The sequence below is a fragment of the Microbacterium sp. NPDC006705 genome, from assembly GCF_044903545.1.
GTDB classification, from domain to species: Bacteria; Actinomycetota; Actinomycetes; order Actinomycetales; family Microbacteriaceae; genus Microbacterium; species Microbacterium plantarum.
Genome location: NZ_JBJDQQ010000002.1, coordinates 406,711 through 423,271, shown reverse-complemented (window position 1 = coordinate 423,271; position 16,561 = coordinate 406,711). Strand labels below are relative to the sequence as shown.

16 protein-coding genes and 1 pseudogene are annotated in these 16,561 nt (G+C 70.3%); 4 read left to right on the top strand and 13 right to left on the bottom strand.

The features are described from left to right. The 3 genes and pseudogenes from ACI2K6_RS12625 to ACI2K6_RS12615 all read right to left on the bottom strand — a co-directional run bounded on the left by ACI2K6_RS12625 (position 1) and on the right by ACI2K6_RS12615 (position 2,249). Positions 1-1,203 (bottom strand): homoserine O-acetyltransferase, encoded by a 1,203-nt coding sequence (locus ACI2K6_RS12625; protein WP_269267789.1) that lies wholly within the window; start codon positions 1,201-1,203, stop codon positions 1-3. A gap of 45 nt (positions 1,204-1,248) precedes the next feature. Next, positions 1,249-2,016 (bottom strand): annotated as a pseudogene (locus ACI2K6_RS12620) (DUF2332 family protein). Positions 2,017-2,042: 26 nt separating this feature from the next. Next, positions 2,043-2,249, bottom strand: a complete 207-nt coding sequence (locus tag ACI2K6_RS12615) for a hypothetical protein (protein WP_404568751.1) — start codon at positions 2,247-2,249, stop codon at positions 2,043-2,045. Between the two features lie 180 nt (positions 2,250-2,429). On the opposite strand from ACI2K6_RS12615, the gene ACI2K6_RS12610 reads away from it, so the two are divergent. Continuing rightward, positions 2,430-3,461, top strand: a complete 1,032-nt coding sequence (locus ACI2K6_RS12610; protein WP_112617318.1) for a TerC family protein — start codon at positions 2,430-2,432, stop codon at positions 3,459-3,461. 78 nt (positions 3,462-3,539) lie between these two features. Here the strand turns inward: ACI2K6_RS12610 and ACI2K6_RS12605 are convergent, their stop codons facing one another. Further along, positions 3,540-4,862 (bottom strand): bifunctional o-acetylhomoserine/o-acetylserine sulfhydrylase, encoded by a 1,323-nt coding sequence (locus tag ACI2K6_RS12605; RefSeq protein WP_323986304.1) that lies wholly within the window; start codon positions 4,860-4,862, stop codon positions 3,540-3,542. A 120-nt stretch (positions 4,863-4,982) separates the two neighbouring features. On the opposite strand from ACI2K6_RS12605, the gene ACI2K6_RS12600 reads away from it, so the two are divergent. Further along, positions 4,983-5,768: an SDR family oxidoreductase gene (locus ACI2K6_RS12600; protein ID WP_404568750.1), complete on the top strand. Its 786-nt coding sequence runs from the start codon at positions 4,983-4,985 to the stop codon at positions 5,766-5,768. Between the two features lie 20 nt (positions 5,769-5,788). Here the strand turns inward: ACI2K6_RS12600 and ACI2K6_RS12595 are convergent, their stop codons facing one another. Further along, positions 5,789-7,270, bottom strand: coding sequence for an MFS transporter (locus ACI2K6_RS12595; protein WP_404568859.1), 1,482 nt, complete (start codon positions 7,268-7,270; stop codon positions 5,789-5,791). Positions 7,271-7,363: 93 nt separating this feature from the next. On the opposite strand from ACI2K6_RS12595, the gene ACI2K6_RS12590 reads away from it, so the two are divergent. Both ACI2K6_RS12590 and ACI2K6_RS12585 read left to right on the top strand, forming a co-directional pair. Next, on the top strand, positions 7,364-8,020 hold the full coding sequence (locus ACI2K6_RS12590; RefSeq protein ID WP_404568858.1) for a uracil-DNA glycosylase: 657 nt from the start codon (positions 7,364-7,366) through the stop codon (positions 8,018-8,020). Positions 8,021-8,067: 47 nt separating this feature from the next. Continuing rightward, positions 8,068-8,694, top strand: coding sequence for a GNAT family N-acetyltransferase (locus ACI2K6_RS12585; RefSeq protein WP_274178837.1), 627 nt, complete (start codon positions 8,068-8,070; stop codon positions 8,692-8,694). A gap of 4 nt (positions 8,695-8,698) precedes the next feature. On the opposite strand, the gene ACI2K6_RS12580 is transcribed toward ACI2K6_RS12585, so the two are convergent. The 8 genes from ACI2K6_RS12580 to ACI2K6_RS12545 form a co-directional block, all read right to left on the bottom strand. Beyond that, complete coding sequence (locus tag ACI2K6_RS12580; protein ID WP_404568749.1) at positions 8,699-9,058, bottom strand: protealysin inhibitor emfourin; 360 nt, start codon at positions 9,056-9,058, stop codon at positions 8,699-8,701. Then, on the bottom strand, positions 9,051-10,103 hold the full coding sequence (locus ACI2K6_RS12575; protein WP_354450089.1) for a M4 family metallopeptidase: 1,053 nt from the start codon (positions 10,101-10,103) through the stop codon (positions 9,051-9,053). Before ACI2K6_RS12575 ends, ACI2K6_RS12580 begins: the two co-directional genes overlap by 8 nt. 48 nt (positions 10,104-10,151) lie before the next feature. Then, positions 10,152-10,961, bottom strand: a complete 810-nt coding sequence (locus tag ACI2K6_RS12570) for an ABC transporter ATP-binding protein (protein WP_404568748.1) — start codon at positions 10,959-10,961, stop codon at positions 10,152-10,154. Continuing rightward, on the bottom strand, positions 10,958-11,740 hold the full coding sequence (locus ACI2K6_RS12565; RefSeq protein ID WP_274178835.1) for an ABC transporter ATP-binding protein: 783 nt from the start codon (positions 11,738-11,740) through the stop codon (positions 10,958-10,960). Before ACI2K6_RS12565 ends, ACI2K6_RS12570 begins: the two co-directional genes overlap by 4 nt. Then, positions 11,737-12,618: an ABC transporter permease gene (locus tag ACI2K6_RS12560; RefSeq protein ID WP_354450092.1), complete on the bottom strand. Its 882-nt coding sequence runs from the start codon at positions 12,616-12,618 to the stop codon at positions 11,737-11,739. The genes ACI2K6_RS12565 and ACI2K6_RS12560 overlap by 4 nt, the downstream gene beginning before the upstream one ends. Further along, the gene (locus tag ACI2K6_RS12555) at positions 12,615-13,565 is read right to left on the bottom strand and encodes an ABC transporter permease (protein ID WP_274178833.1); all 951 of its coding nucleotides are present in this window, start codon (positions 13,563-13,565) and stop codon (positions 12,615-12,617) included. The genes ACI2K6_RS12560 and ACI2K6_RS12555 overlap by 4 nt, the downstream gene beginning before the upstream one ends. Continuing rightward, a complete protein-coding gene (locus ACI2K6_RS12550; RefSeq protein WP_354450094.1) occupies positions 13,562-15,073 on the bottom strand; it encodes an ABC transporter substrate-binding protein in 1,512 nt (503 codons plus the stop codon). The genes ACI2K6_RS12555 and ACI2K6_RS12550 overlap by 4 nt, the downstream gene beginning before the upstream one ends. A gap of 527 nt (positions 15,074-15,600) precedes the next feature. Further along, positions 15,601-16,548 carry an alpha/beta fold hydrolase gene (locus ACI2K6_RS12545; protein WP_404568747.1) on the bottom strand — a complete coding sequence of 316 codons (948 nt, stop codon included), beginning with the start codon at positions 16,546-16,548 and terminating at the stop codon, positions 15,601-15,603. Positions 16,549-16,561 lie beyond the last annotated feature (13 nt).

Sequence of the window (16,561 nt, the reverse complement as noted above, 5' to 3'; positions counted from 1 at the left end):
TCAGCTTTCGAGCAGCCGTCGCAGGTGAGCGCCGACGATCGGCGTCTCGATCAGGAAGGCGTCGTGCCCGAAATCGCTCGAGATCACCACCGCCGCCTCGTCGATCGTCGATCGGATGCCGCGGGCGATGCGGTGCTGGCCCTCGACGGGGAACAGCCGGTCGGAGTCGATGCCCAGCACGAGGGTGCGCGCGGTGACGCGCGCCAGGGCGTCGTCGATCCCGCCGCGGTCACGGCCGACGTCGTGCGAGTTCATCGCCTCGACGAGCGTGATGTAGCTGTTCGCGTCGAAGCGTCGCGTGAACTTGTTGCCGTGGAAGTCGAGGTAGCTCTCCACCGCGAAGCGTCCGCCGAGACCGAGCGGGCTCTTGCCTGACTGCCACGTGCGCTGGAAGCGCAGGTTCAGCTCGGTCGGGCTGCGGTAGTTCAGCAGAGCCATGCGGCGCGCGAGCGCGAGACCGCGGTGCGGGCCGTCGCCGTCTGCCGCGTCGTAGTACTCGCCGTCCTGGAACCTGGGGTCGATGCGGATGGCTTCGAGCTGGACCGAGTTCAGCGCGATCTGGTCGGCGGTGTTCACGGGCGGGGCGGCGAGGATCGCGAGCCGCTCCAGGCGGTCGGGGTGCCCGATACCCCACTCGAGCGCGTGCATGCCGCCCATCGATCCGCCCACGACCGCGGCCCACACCTCGATCCCGAGGGCGTCGGCCAGCCGGACCTGCGCGGCGACCTGATCGCGGATCGTGAGGTACGGGAACCGAGCCGCCCATTCGTAGCCGTCGGACGAGATCGACGAGGGGCCCGTCGACCCCTGGCAGCCGCCCAGCATGTTCGGGGCGACCACGAACCAGCGGTCGGTGTCGATCGCCAGACCGGGACCGACGATGTCCTCCCACCAGCCTGCCGTCGGGTGCCCCGGGCCTGCCTCGCCGCGCAGGTGGCTGTCGCCGGTGAGGGCGTGGAGCACGAGCACGGCGTTGTCGCGTTCGGGTGAGAGCTCGCCCCACGTCTCGTAGGCGAGGCGGAAGCTCGGCAGCTGCTCGCCGCTCTCGGTGATGAGCGGACCGAACGCACCGAAGCTCCGGTGGCCGACAGGGTCGCCGTCGCGCCAGGCGCCCGTGGCGGGCGGGCGTCCGCGCAGCAGGCGCGCATCGGCCTCCGTGATCGGCGCGCTCGGCACCGTGTCTTCGGAGGTCTGCCAGTCCATGTCGCCATTCTCCCGGGTCGTGGCGCACGCTGCTCGCGTGTTACGTCACGACCGGAACGGAGACACCTCGTAGGTCGCGCCGTGCTGGCCCGCGAGTGCGACGGGCATCCCGTCGATCGTCTGGACGAAGCTGCCGGTGGGGTCGACGCCGTGCGGCATCCGTCCGTCGATCTCCGGCAGGGTGCCCACCGTCTCGTTCGAGATCCAGACGACGTGACGGTTCACCCGTTCGCCGAGAGCGCTCACGAGGTCGGCGAAGCGGCGACGTTCGTCGGCACCGAGGTAGAGGAGCACCGCGCTGTGGAAGACCACGAGCGTCGCCTCGGGCGGGCTCTCGGCTGCGACCTCGGGAAGGAGTTCGAGGATGTCGCCGGCGACGATGCGCGGTGGGTCGGCCCGCGCCACCTCGACGGCAGCGCGGAGTCGCCCGATGCGCTCGTCATGGACGGGGCCGGGTCAGATGAGCGTCTCGAGCCAGGCGATCGCATCGGCGTCGCGCACGTCGATCGGGGCGAGGTCGATGCCGGCGCGCCAGACGATGTCGGGAAGGGACTCGGGCACGGCGCCGGGGTTGTCGATGCGGCAGCGCAACAGCGGGCGATGGGCGGCATCTGACCCCTCAGGAACGATCGCCGGCAGCGGCTCGCCGCCGGGCGACGCGTACTCGTACGCGTACCGGTCGGGCTAGAGGCAGAGGCCCGCGGCTGTGCCGGTCTCGAGGAGGGCGATCGGTCCGTCGATGCGGGAGAGGAGAGGCAGGAGGGTGGCGCAGCGTCCGACCTCGTTGGTCTGCGTGCGGCGCTCCGCGGTGATGGCGGCGACCCGGTCCCACTCCGAGATCAGCCGCTCGCGCCAAGCGGCGAACGGCCCGAGTCCGCAGCCGGCCCATCGCGCCGCGGCGAAGACGAGATTCGGCTGGCCGCGCCGCTCGCCCAGGAGCGCGATCCGCTCGGTGAGCTCGTCGTCGCCGGCTCGGCATAGAGCGGCGAGCTGCCCCGGGCCCAGTCGGCGAACGCATGGTAGCGGCGGGAGGTGTCGGCGTCCATCGCTTCAGGGTAGATGCGCTGAGCGTCACGATCGTCGCGTAAGATACCGCGAAGCAAGGGGAGTACTTCCGCCTGCGGCGCTCTCGTCATTACGGATCCGACGTCGGATTCCGGGACGCCGGTCCCTCCGGGGATGAAGGAGACCTGGCCGTTCGCTACTGTCGACCCCTTGGAGCCTTCGTGGACATCACTCCGCTCGTGTGGATCATCACCATCGCGGTGACCATCGCCTTCTTCGTGTACGAGTTCTTCGCGCACGTGCGCACGCCGCACGAGCCGACGATCGCCGAATCGGCGCGCTGGTCGGCGTTCTACATCGGCCTCGCGCTCATCTTCGGCGTGGTCATCGGCTTCGTGCCGGGCTGGGGCTGGGTGTTCGCGGGCGAGTACTTCGCCGGTTACCTGACCGAGAAGGCCCTGTCGATCGACAACCTCTTCGTCTTCCTGATCATCATGACCGGCTTCGCGGTGCCGAAGAAGTACCAGCAGAAGGTGCTGATGATCGGCATCGTGATCGCGCTCATCATGCGCGGTGCGTTCATCGCCATCGGCGCGGCGCTCATCGACAACTTCTCATGGATCTTCTACATCTTCGGTGCGCTGCTGCTCTTCCTCGCCTACCGTCAGGCCTTCTCGCACGGTGACTCCGACCCGGCCAACGGCAAGTTCATGACGTTCGTCCGCCGCCACCTTCCCGTGACCGACGAGTACAACAGCGACAAGCTGACGGTGCAGAAGGACGGCAAGCGCTTCGTCACGCCGATGCTCCTCGTCATCATCGCGATCGGCTTCATCGACCTCGTCTTCGCGGTCGACTCGATCCCAGCGATCTACGGTCTGACCAACGAGGCCTACATCGTCTTCACGGCGAACGCCTTCGCCCTGATGGGCCTGCGCCAGCTGTTCTTCCTCATCGGCGGTCTGCTGGAGCGTCTGGTCTACCTCGCGCAGGGCCTGGCGGTCATCCTCGCCTTCATCGGCGTGAAGCTCGTGTTCCACGCGCTCCACGTCAACGAGCTGCCCTTCATCAACGGCGGTGAGCCGCTGTTGTGGGTTCCCGAGATCCCGATCTGGTTCTCGCTGCTGTTCATCGCCGCTACCGTCGCGGTCGCCACCGTCGCGAGCCTCGCCAAGACGCGCGGGGACAAGGCGAAGAACGACCGCGAGCAGGTTCAGGGCGAGCAGATCACGACGGCCACCGACGCCGACTGACGGCGCCGCGAACGACGGATGCCCCGGCCCCACCGCTCGCGGTGGTCCGGGGCATCCGGTCGTTCTGAGGAGGAACGATCAGGCGCGCGCCGCTTCGGCGACGTTGCGCGCGGCGGCGAGGGCCTGCTCGAGGTCGGCTTTGAGGTCGTCGATGTTCTCCAGCCCCACGGACAGGCGGACGAGGCCGGGGGTGACGCCCGTCGTGAGCTGCTGCTCCGGGGTCAGCTGCGAGTGCGTCGTCGACGCGGGGTGGATGACGAGCGACCGCACGTCACCGATGTTCGCGAGGTGGCTGAACAGCTGCAGCGAGTCCACGAACGCGCGGCCGGCGGCGACGCCGCCCTTCAGCTCGAACGACAGCACCGCCCCGACGCCCTTCGGCGCGTAGCGGTTGGCCGCGGCGTACCAGGGCGAGGTCGGCAGGCCCGAGTAGTTGACCGAGGCGATGTCCTCATGGTTCTCGAGCCACTCGGCGATCTCCTGTGCGTTCTGCACGTGGCGCTCGATGCGCAGGGAGAGCGTCTCGATGCCCTGGATGAGCAGCCATGCGCTCTGGGGTGAGATCGCCGCGCCGAGGTCGCGCAGCAGCTGGACGCGCGCCTTGATGACGTAGGCGAGGCCGTCGCCGACAGCCTGCGTGTAGACGGCGCCGTGGTACGAGGGGTCGGGCGTCGTGAGCCCCGGGAAGCGCTCGGAGTGCTCCGTCCAGGGGAAGCTGCCGCCGTCGACGATGACGCCGCCGATGACCGTGCCGTGGCCGCCGAGGAACTTGGTGGCGGAGTGCACGACGATGTCGGCGCCGTGCTCGAAGGGACGGATGAGGTAGGGCGTGGCGATCGTGTTGTCGACGATCAGCGGCACGCCGGCCTCGTGGGCGACGTCGGAGACACCGCGGATGTCGAGGACGTTGATCTGCGGGTTGCCGATCGTCTCGGCGAAGAACAGCTTGGTGTTGGGGCGCACCGCGCGGCGCCACTCCTCGAGGTCGTCCTGGTTCTCGACGAACGTGACCTCGATGCCGAGCTTGGCGAGCGTGTACTTGAACAGGTTGTAGGTGCCGCCGTAGATCGAGCTCGAGGCGACGAAGTGGTCTCCGGCTTCGGCGATGTTGAGGATCGCGAACGTCTCGGCGGCCTGACCCGACGCGACGAGGAGAGCGCCGGTGCCACCCTCGAGTGCGGCGAGGCGCTGCTCGACGACATCCTGCGTGGGGTTCTGGATGCGCGTGTAGATGTTGCCGAACTCCGCGAGCGAGAACAGGTTCGCGGCGTGGTCGGAGTTGTCGAACACGTACGAGGTCGTCTGGTAGATCGGCGTCGCCCGTGCCTTGGTGACCGGGTCCGGTGCGGCTCCGGTGTGGATCTGCTTCGTCTCGAAGCGCCAGTTCTCGGATGCGGACATGCGTGGCTCCATCGGGTCGGAAAGCGGCGACGGTCGCCGGCCTGGGTCGAGCGTACGGAAACCGCGTATGCCCGACAACGCGCGGGACACGCTGCGTAACCTGACGGCTACGGTGGGAGCATGACGCGACGTGCAGTGGTCACCGGTGCGAGTTCGGGAATCGGCGAGGCGGTCGTCCGCGCGCTGCGGGCGTCGGGGTGGGAGGTCGTCGGCGTCGCCCGGCGGGCGGAGCGCCTCGAGGCGCTCGACGTCGAGGTCGGCTCCGCCTCATTCGCCGCGGATCTGACCCGCGAGGGGGATGTCGCCGCCCTCACCGAGCACCTCGCCGCCTCCGGCGATGTCCACGCCCTGGTCCACGTCGCCGGCGGTGCTCGCGGCACCGACCGCGTCGAAGACGGCGCGGCCGAGGATTGGCAGTGGATGTTCGAGGCGAACGTCCTGTCGGCGCAGCGGCTGACCGCGGCTCTCCTCCCGCTGCTGCGACGCGCCGTCGCGGCGGGCTCCGGCCATGCCGACACCGTCTACGTCACCTCGACCGCCGCTCAGACGGCCTACCCGGGAGGCGCCGGCTACAACGCGGCGAAGGCGGGGGAGTCGATGCTCGTCCACGCGCTGCGGCTGGAGCTGAACGGCGAGCCCATCCGCGTGGTCGAGATCGCGCCGGGCATGGTGCGCACCGAGGAGTTCACGCTGAACCGTCTCGGCGGCGACCAGGAAGCGGCGGACCGCCTGTACGAGGGCGTCGAGCAGCCTCTCGTCGCCGAAGACGTGGCGGATGTCGTCGCGTACGCGCTGAACGCGCCGGGGCACGTCAACCTCGACCTCGTGACGATGCGTCCCGTCGCGCAGTCCGCGCAGCACCTGCTGGCGCGCGGTCCGCTGCGTCCGCGATCGACCGGAGCCTGACCGCCGGGCGATCAGCCTCCTCAGCCGCGGGGCTGGGCGATGGTCCCGTCCGTGCCGCCCGCGGGCTGCGGAGCGGCATCCTCGGCGTCGGCGAACGCCACGCGCGGCACGACGAACAGCAGGACCGCTGCGACGAAGCCGCCGGCGGCGCAGATGGCCCACACCGTGAGGTAACCGCCGAGGGAGGCGGCGGTCTCGCTCGCGACGACACCCGCGCCGGCAGCCAGCACGACACCGAAGATCGCCGACGAGAACGTTCCGCCGATGGTCTTGGTCGTGTTGGTCATGGCCGACGCCACACCGGTCTGCCCGCGCGGGGCGGCCGCTGCCGCCGCAGCCGGCATCGCGCCGACGAGCGCGCCACAGCCCAGGCCCGCGATGCAGAGGTTGAGCAGAACCTGCCAGAGTTCCTGGTGGAACGGCAGGAAGAGCGCGTACCCGATGCCGACGAGCAGCGCCGCGCCGATGAGGACGACCCGGGGGCTCGCGCGGCGAGACGTGACGGCGAACAGCACGGCGCCGACGATGAGCGACACGAGGTAGACCCCGATGATGTTCGACCGGTCGGTGGCGTCGAGCCCGAGACCGTAACCGAGCGCAGGGTCCGTGCCCGCATAGGTCGACAACGGGCCCTGGGCTCCGAGCAGACTGATGCCGACGAGGAACGCGGTGGCCTGCACCGGCCACATCTCCGGGCGGGCGAGCATCCGAATATCGACCGCGGGGTCGGGCTGGCGCAGTTCGAACCGTCCGAAGACGACGAAACCTACGATTCCCGCGAGGAGCAGCGCCCACACCCAGAAGGCCGCGGGGCCGTTCAAGCGGAGGAACGTCAGGGCGCTGGTGACGAACAGCAACGAGACCGCGAGGAGCACGAAGCCACGTGAGTCCAGCTGCCGCCGGCCCGGCTCCGGCTTCGACTCGGGCACCCAGAGCCAGATGACGATCGCGACGAGGGTCACCGCCACCGCCGGCACGATCAGCGTCAACGTCATGTCGCCGGCTGTGGCGGCGTAGATCCGGCCCGCGGCCAATGCGCCCATGATCGCGCCGGCCTGAAGCCCGACGACCAGGAGCCCCGCCGCGCGCCGGGTGAGCGAGACGCCCCGGCTCTGCCGCCTGCCCCGTTCGAAGATGAGCGCGATCTCGAGGGGGAGCCAGACGACGTAGAAGCCCTGCAGCGCCCAGGCGATGAGGAAGGTCCAGAAGGATGCCGCAAACGCGAGCCACCAGGTCGCCGCGGCGGTCAGGACAGCTGCGACCAGCAGGATCCGCTTGTGCCCGTACATGTCGCCGAGCTTGGCCAGCACCGGTACGACGAGCGCCGACAGCAGCAGTTGCGCGGCCTCGAACCAGTTCACGTCCGAGTCGTGGATCCCGAGCTCGGCGACGATGTCGCTGAAGAGCGGAACGTAATAGCCCTGCAGGATGCCGCTGACGATCTCGACCAGGATGAACCACCCGATCAGACCCGCGGTGACGCCCAGAGCGGAGGTGCGCAGCGTCGTCGACACGGGGCGAGCATACCGGCACGACCGGCCTACCCTGAGAGGGTGACGCCCCATTCCCTGCCCGAGCTCGCCGCCGCCGGTCTGATGGCCCCCGATTGGGCCGAGGCGCTGCAACCCGTCGCCGGTGACATCGCGTCGCTGGGTGACCGGCTGCGCGCCGAGACCGCCGCCGGTCGCGGGTACCTGCCGGCGGGCGACCGGGTGCTGCGCGCCTTCCAACGGCCGATGGCCGACGTCCGCGTCCTGATCGTCGGTCAGGATCCCTACCCGACCCCGGGGCATCCGATCGGACTCTCCTTCGCGGTCGACGCCCACGTGCGGCCATTGCCCCGGAGCCTCGGGAACATCTATCGGGAGCTCGAATCGGACCTCGGCATCGCCCCCGCGCCGCACGGCGACCTCTCCGCCTGGAGTGATCAGGGCGTGCTGCTGCTGAACCGAGTGCTGACGGTCGCCCCCGGGGCACCGGCATCCCACCGGGGGTGGGGCTGGGAACGCGTGACGGAGCACGCCATCCGCGCGCTGGTAGCGCGGGAGCGCCCCCTCGTGGCGGTTCTCTGGGGGAAGGATGCCGCGACCCTGCGGCCGCTGCTCGGCGACGCGGCGATCGTGGCGTCGCCGCATCCCTCACCGCTCTCGGCGAACCGTGGCTTCTTCGGGTCGCGCCCCTTCTCGCGCGTGAACGAACTGCTCGTCGCGCGGGGTGGCGAGCCTATCGACTGGCGCATTCCGGAGGCCTGAACCGCCGTCGTCATCGGCGCGAAACGTCTGCGCCGTAGAGTTGCTGCATGCTCGAGGAGGACTCCAACCGCGACCGCCGACGCCTGCCGCGGCACCTGCGCCGTCCGGCCGAAGCCGAACGGCCCTTCTCGTACGAGATCCGGCCGGCGCGCCCGGATGACCTCCCCGACATCCGCGAGATCTACAACTACTACGTGACCAACTCCGTCGTGACCTTCGACGAGAAGAAGTGGTCGCTCGCGCAGTGGCGCGAGAAGTACGACTATCTGACGAAGCTCAAGCTGCCGTTCCTCGTCGCGGTGTCGCCGACGGGGCAGATCCTGGGATACGCACTCGCGTCGCCGTGGAACGGCAAGACCGGATTCCGCTACACCGCCGAAACGTCCATCTACCTCGGTCAGGCGGCCACCGGGAAGGGCCTCGGGCGTGCGCTGCTCGAGGCACTCATCGACGCATGCCAGCAGCTGGGACTGCGCGAGATCGTCGCGGTCGTGAGCGACAAGGGCGCCGAGGCGTCGATCGCCCTGCACGAGCGTTTCGGGTTCGTCGAGGTCGGCCGGATGGGGCGCGTGGGTCACAAGTTCGGCCGGTGGCTGGGCACGATCTACCTGCAGAAGTCGCTGGAGCAGCCGAAGAAGGGGCTGCGCGGGCTTTTCACTCAGAAGTCCGGCTGAGGCCTCACCCCGCGTCGTCGGCATTCGGGTCGGGTTCGGCCGGGTGACCGGTTCGCACCGCCTCGACGAGCGATCGCCACGGTTCGTCGAGGTCGTCGTTCAACTCGGCCTGACGCGTCGTCTCGCTGTCGGTGACGGCGATCCGCCAATGGAAGCGGTCGGCCCCGCCCGATCCGGTCTTGCCTGCCGGTGCCGACGCGTCGATCTCCTGCCAGGGGCACCGCCCTATCAGCTCGCGCCACCCGTCGCGGTCAGCCGGCGTCGGCTCGACGCGCCACGTCCGGGTCAGGCCGGCGAAACCGCCGGTGCGCTCCACGACGATCCGCAGCTGCGCCGCGGAACCGTCGTCACGGGTGTCAGGCATCCTCCAGCACGCCGACGCCCTGCCATCCGGCACGCACGGCGGCGACCTCCTCCGTCTCCTCACCGTACTCGTCGACGGCCTGGGCGATGGTGGCGGCGGCGAAGGCAGCGAAGTCGGAATCGGGGGAGAGCGCTCCCGAGGCGAGTGTGCGATACCAGATGAGTCCCGCGCGTTCCCAGGCGTAGCCGCCCAGCCGCGCTGCGACGAGGTGGAACGCTCTGTTGGGAATGCCCGAGTTGATGTGAACCCCGCCGTTGTCGCTGGTCGTCACGACGTAGTCGCGCATGTGCCCGGGCTGCGGGTCGCGTCCGAGAACATCGTCGTCGTAGGCCGACCCGGGTTCGGCCAGCGACCGGAGGGCGCGCCCCTGGACGGCATCCGTGAATATGCCCGCGCCGATGAGCCACGACGCCTGCTCGGCGCTCTGGCCGAGTCGGTGCTGCTCGGTGAGCGCGCCGAACACATCGGACAGCGACTCGTTGAGAGCGCCGGACTGACCCGCGTACGTCAGGCCTCCCGAGGACTCGGTGATGCCGTGGGCCAGCTCGTGGGCGATGACGGTCAGCGACCCGGTGAACCCGGTGAACACCTCGCCGTCGCCGTCGCCGAAGACCATGCGCTCGCCGTTCCAGAACGCGTTGTCGTACGCCTCGCCGTAGTGGACGGTGGCCGCGAGCACACCGCCTCGCCCGTCGAGCGAATCGCGGCCGTAGGCGTCGCGGAAGAACGAGAACGTCGCGCCGAGCCCGTCGAAGGCCTCGTCGACCGCGCGATCGCCGGTGGGCGGGTCGTCTTCGCGGCGGACGAGGACGCCCGGAAGCTCTTCGCGGCCCTGCGCGTCGGATACGGCCCGGTCGGCTGCGGCGATGCGCTCGGCGACGAGAGTGCCGCCCGGCTCGACGGAGAGACGCAGCTGCGAACGTCCGGCCAGATCGGACGGACGCGCGGCGAGGGTGGTCCGCGCGGCGACCGCGGCCCGCGCGAGGTGGGGCTCGCGAGCGGAGGCGACGCGGGCGAGGAGGTACGGGGGGATGATCGCGCGCATGGCCTTACGGTAGCGGCGGTCACCGACATCGAGTGCGGAAGGGGACGTCTACTCCTGCGTGCGATGCGGGTCGATCACGGGCACCGAGGCGAGGAGGCGACGCGTGTAGGCCGCCTGCGGCTGGAGCAGCACCTTCTCGGTGGGGCCCTCCTCGACGATGCGCCCCTCGGTCATCACGATGACCTCGTCGCAGAGGTTCTGGACCACGCCGATGTCATGCGAGACCAGCAGCAGCGTCATCCCCTGTTCCGCACGCAGACGGCGCAAGACCTCGAGGATCTGCGCCCGCACCGTCACATCGAGCGCCGACAGCGGCTCGTCGCCGACGAGGATCGCCGGGCGGTGCGCGATCGCGCGGGCGAGCGCGATGCGTTGGCGCTGACCCCCCGAGAACTCGTGCGGGTAGCGCTCCGCCGCGTCGGCATCCAATCCGACGTCCGACAGCACCTCGTGGACGCGCGCGCGGCGGTCGCCGGGAATGTCGAGCGCCCACAGGGGCTCAGCGATGATGCGGCCGACGCTCATGCGGGGATCGAGCGAGGCGTACGGGTCCTGGAAGACGATGCCGGTGCGTCGGCGGAGCCAGTGCAGGCTGCGAGCCGACGCGCGGGCGTCCACGGGACGCCCGTCGATCGTCACCGTTCCCGTCGAGGGCGTGTCGAGGCCCAGGAGGAGCCGCACGAGGGTCGACTTGCCCGACCCCGATTCGCCGATGATCCCCAGCGCCGAGCCCGAGCGGACATCGACGTCCACGTCGTCGAGCGCGACGGTCTCGCGTCGTGGCGCACCCGCACCGCCGGCGCGCACCCGATAGCGCTTGCTCAGGCCGCGCGCCGAGATGAGCACCTCGCCTGTCATGCGTCTCCCTCCGGCCGCCAGACCGTGGCCGTCGCGTCGCGGAGCAGGCCACGGGTGACCTCCGACTGCGGAGCGGTGAGCAGGTCGGCGACCGTGCCGTCCTCGACGACGCGACCATGCTCGAGCACGACCGCCTCCGACGCGACCTGAGACAGCACGGCGAGGTCGTGGGTGATGAACAGCAGCGACATCCCGTCGTTCTCGACCAGCTCTCCCAGGAGCGCCAGGATCTCGGCCTGGATCGTCACGTCGAGCGCGGTCGTCGGCTCGTCGGCGATGAGCAGGCGCGGCCGAGCGGCCAGGGCCATGGCGATCGCCACCCGCTGGCGCTGGCCGCCCGAGAGCTGATGCGGGTAGCGGCGCAGCGCGCCCTCGGGGAGCCTCACCCGATCAGCATCGGCCTGAGCCCGTGCGAGAGCCTCACGCCGGCCGGCGCGGCCGTGGATGCGCAGGGGCTCCGCGACCTGCCGGCCCACCGTCCGCAGCGGGTTCAGGGCGGTCTGAGGCTCCTGGAAGACGATGCCGATCTGCTCGCCGCGGAGAGCGGCCAGCTCGCGGTCCGGCAGGCCGATCAGCTCCCGCCCGTTCCACCGGATGCTGCCCTCGACCTCGGCGCCGTCGGGAAGCAGCCCGAGCACAGCCAGGGCGGTCAGCGACTTGCCCGACCCCGATTCCCCGATGAGCCCGACCCGCGCGCCGTCGGCGACGCCGAACGACACGTCGTCGACCACGCGGCGCCCGTCGAGCACGACCGACAGGCCCTCGACCTCGAGACTCATGCGACCACCGCCGGAGTATGCGATGCGGCGGGGGAGCGCCGCCGGGCGAGCGTCGGGTCGGTCGCCTCGCGCAGACCGTCGCCGAGGAGGTTGAGTCCCAGCACGGTGATCGTGATCGCGAGCCCCGGCCACACGACGCTCAGCGGATGCGCCGTCAGGTACGTCTGCAGCTCGCTCAGCAGCAGCCCCCACGAGGGCTGCGTGGGGGGAGCGCCGAAACCGAGGTAGCTCAGGCCCGCCTCGGCGAGGACCGCGACCGCCATGCCCCACGACAGCTGCACGATGAAGACGGGCGCGACGTTCGGGAGCAGGTGGCGCAGGGCGATCTGCGACGGCGTGAGGCCGTTGGCGCGCGCCGCGAGCACGAAATCGCTGTGCAGCGTGCGGCGCAGCTCCGGCCGGGTGACGCGCGCGATGTTGACGCCGAATCCGATGCCGACGGAGATGACGACCACCCACAGTGAGCCACCCCACACCGCCGAGATCATCATCGCGATCAGCAGCACGGGAAAAGCGATCAGGATGTCGACGAGCACGGCGACGACCTCGCGGGTCCAGCGGCGGGTGAGCGCGCCGAGGCAGGCGAGTGCGATACCGATCAGCGTGGCGACGACGCCCGCGCCTGCGGCGACGAGGACCGTCGTGCGCGCCCCCGCGATCAGCAGCGAGAGGATGTCGCGACCCGACGCGTCGGTGCCGAGCAGATGCGGCCAGCTCGGCGGGCTCCACCGCGCCGGGATGTCCACCCGCTGCGGGTCGAACGGGGTCCAGACGAGCGAGACCGCGGCCACGACCCCGATGGTGACGACCACGATGAGCCCGAAACGGCTGGCAGGAAGCGACCACAGTCGCCGCAGCCACGGCATCCGGTCGTTCATGAGGCCTCCCGCTGTCTCGGATCCAGACCGCGATGCACGAGGTCGACGATGAAACCGACGACGAGAACGACCGCCGTGAGCGCGAGGAGCTCGCCCTGGACCTTCGGCAGATCGCGCAGGCCGACATCCGAGACCAGCATCCGGCCGATACCCGGCAGGGTGAACAGCTGCTCGATCACGACCGCTCCCACGACGATGCCCGCGACCTGCAAGCCCAGGACGCTGATGATCGACAGGCCAACCGTCGGCAGGCCGTGGCGAAGCAGCGCGGCACGGCGCGTGAGTCCCTTGGCAGCTGCGGTGCGGACGAAATCCTGCCCCATCGCCGAGAGCGTGGCGCTGCGGACGAACCGCATCAGCATCGCGCCCTCGACGACGCCGATGGTGACCGCGGGAAGGATCAGTGCGGCGAAGGCCCGCGCCGGGTCGCCCCACCCGCCGCGCGGGAAGCCCTGCGCGGGCAGCCAGCCAAGCCAGATCGCGAACACGACGACCAGCATCATGCCCGCCCAGACCACGGGTACGGCGGCGATCGCCTGCGCGCCGAACGAGAGCGCCGTGCCGTCGGCGCGGCCGCGACGGATGGCCGCGATCACGCCGAAGGGAAGCGCGATGATCAGTGCGACGAACATCGACATGAGCCCGAGGGGAACGGTGACCTGGGCCTTGGCCGCGAGTTCGGCCGCGACCGGCGAGCCCGTCACCAGCGACGTGCCGAGGTCGCCGCGCAGCAGCCCCGACACCCACTCGAGGTACTGCGTAGGCAACGGCACGTCGAGACCGAGGCGTTCACGCAGCGCCGCGACCTGCTCCGGCGTGGAGTTGGTTCCGGCGATCTGCTGCGCGACATCGCCGGGCAGAACCCGCAACGTCACGAAGATCAGCACGCTGGCGACGACCAGACCCAGCAACAGCAGGGCCAGTCGCGTCAGCGCGTAACGGATCACCCGTCGCTCTTGGCGATCTCGGCGAGGCTGATGCGCGCGTTCACGTTGTCGACGGGCATACCCGAGACGTTCGTGGCGACCGCGACCACTGAAGCCCAGTTGTAGAGCCAATCGGCGGCGTGGTCCTCGGACACGATCCGCGCGGCCTTCTTCAGGAGGTCATCGGCGGACTGCTCGTCCGTCGCGAGCAGCGACTGCGCGTAGAGATCCTGCACCTCGGCGTTGTCGTAGGTGAAGTAGTAGTCGGGATTCGCCCAGTTCTCGAAGTCGCGCGGCTCGGCGTGGTTGACGACGCTGAGCTCGTAGTCCTTATTGGTGTACACGTCGCTGAGCCAGGTGCCGAAGTCGACGGGGTTGACCTTGAGGTCGATCCCGACGTCGTTGAAGTTGGAGACCAGGATCTGCGGGAGCGTCGTGCCGTAGGCCGACGGGATGGTCAGGGTCAGCGCGAGATCGCTGACGCCGGCCTCACTCAGCAGCGCCCGGGCTGCCTCGGGGTCGTAGGAGACGACATCCGAGAGGTCCTCGTATCCGGGGTCGGCCTCGGGGATCGGACCGTAGAGCGTCTGCCCTGCACCGACGGCCTCGACGATCGCGTCGTGGTCGATGGCGGTTCGGATCGCCTCGCGCACCCGGACATCAGCCAGGGGCCCCGACGTGGAGTTCATCGCGAGCACGCTCTTATCGGTCGCGCTGCCGGTCTCGACGACGAAGTCGCCGCCGCCCTCGACCTGATCGGCGAGGTTCGCGTCGAAGCCGACGACGACGTCGATCTCGCCGGCGAGAGCGGCGTTGATGGCTGCTTGGTTGTCGGGGATGAAGTCGAACGTGACGTCGGCTACCTGAGCCGCATCCCCCCAGTACGCCTCGTTCCGCTCGAGCGTCAGGCTGGCGCCCTGGCGCCAGTTGGCCAGGCGGAACGGGCCGGTGCCGTTGGCGGCGGTGTTGTAGTCGACGGTGTCGCCCTCTTTGAGGATGATGCCCGCGCGGCCCGTGAGGTTCCACAGCAGCGACGAGTCGGGCTGCGACAGCGTCAGCACGATCTTCTGCCCGTCGGCGGTGACCGACGTGACGTTGGCGAGTCGTTCGCTGTCCGCCCATTCGGCGGTGGCCTGCCGGGTGGTCAGCGACGACACGACATCCTGAGGCGTGAGGGGTTGGCCGTCGTGGAAGGTGACTCCCTCACGCAACGTGAACGTGTAGGTCAAGCCGTCTGCGGAAACCTCGTGGGCGCTGGCGAGCGCGTCGACGATCTCGCCCTCCGCGGTGCGGGCGACGAGGCCCTGATAGACGTTGTCGATGAGCGTCTGATCGAGCGAGATGCCCGCGGTCTGCCGGATGTCGAGGTTCGAGGGCTCGAGCACCAGGCGGATGTTGACGCTGGCGTCCGGGTCAGGGGCGCCCATGGTGGCGGACGGCCCGGGCTCGGTCGACCCGGTGCAGCCGGCGAGGAGGAGGGTGCCTGCAGCCAGCAGTGCGGCGGCGGTCACGGTGGTGCGGCGGAGCATGTGGAGGAGGGTTCCTTTCGCAAGGGCGGTGGCATCGTTGCTGTCCGATGCGCGTCCGCGAACTCAGTGCGGCATACAGCCTAGGGTCCGCCACGACCGCGAGACGCATTCACCGACGTCCAGCGTCGCACGGCGACTCCCTATTTCATCGAGAGCGGGCCGTGCGCAGGCTGAGCGCGGGCTGCGGGGCGGGTGAGACGGCCGCAGGCCGGTTGAGCCTGTCGGCGGTACGGCTTGGCCGGTGGAGCTCGCCGCAGTAGCGCAGACCGGGCCGATCTCCGCCGACCAGACGCGCCCTCCAACCCGGCGATGCCCGCTGTTCGCGGGGGTTCCGTCGCCAGGATGAACAGCTGAATCGCGCGACGCAGCTGGGCCACGCGCGCGTTGAGCCTGTCGGCGGCACCGCAGCACGGCTTCGCCGCGGCGCCGCGGCCGTTGACAGGCTGAACAACCCTCCTGCGGCGCCCGGGTGCCCGTGACGTCGGCTCCGCCTGTTGACGGCACAAAGCCCGCAGTATGCGGGGGAGTCAGGCGGTGGCGGCGTCGCGGATGATGCGGGCGAGCTCGGTCGGGAGCTCCTCCTGCACGTTGTGGCCCGATTCCACCGTGACGATGCGCGCTGCGGGAAGGCGCTCGCCGAACCGATCGACGTCGGCGTCGGTCAGATAGCCCCGTGTGCCCCGTACGAGCGTGATGGGCGCCGCCACGGCGGCGAAGTCATCCCAGCCCGATGCCGCGAGGGCCGGAGCCAGCGCATCCTGCCGCTCGGATGCCGCGGCCGCGGCGCCGGGGTCGCCGGCGAGCCCGTTGGCGATGCGTGCGAAGTGGTGCTTCCACTCCACGCGGCCGTCATCGCGCACGCGCGAGTTGAGGAAGACGCCGCGCTCGGCCGCGGTGCGGTCTCCGCCGAGCCCGAACGACAGTGCACGCTCGACCATCTCCGCGCGAGAGGCCCAGCTGGTCGGTCCGGCGAAGAACCGCCGGATCTGCGACGCCGCTCCGGCGGGGTCGAGCCCGGGCGCGATGTCGACGATCACGAGGGCACGCACCAGCTCGGGGTGCGCTGCGGCGAGGGCCGCGGCCGTGAGGCCGCCGAGCGACTGCCCGACCACGACCTGCGGAGTCGTCGTCCACTGCGCGAGCGCCGGTGCGATGTCGGCCGCGAGCGTCCGTCCCGTGTAGTCGGCGTCGTCGCGCCACGCGGAGTCACCGTGTCCCGGCAGGTCGATCGCCAGCGCCGGCCGCCCGAGCGCGAGGACGGTGCGATCCCACGTATGGGCGTTGAGGCCGGCCCCGTGAAGAAGGGTGACCTCGGGCTCGCCGTCGCCGAGTCGGAGCGCGCTGACCGGTCGCCCGTCAGGGGCGAAGGTGAACAGCCGCTCGGCCGCGGGTGTCGGAACGCCGGCCTCAGCGGCCTGGACGGGCAGGAACGAGAACTCGTCGAACGTGTCGTCGTGCACGGTGATCCTTCGCATCGGGGAGGGACCA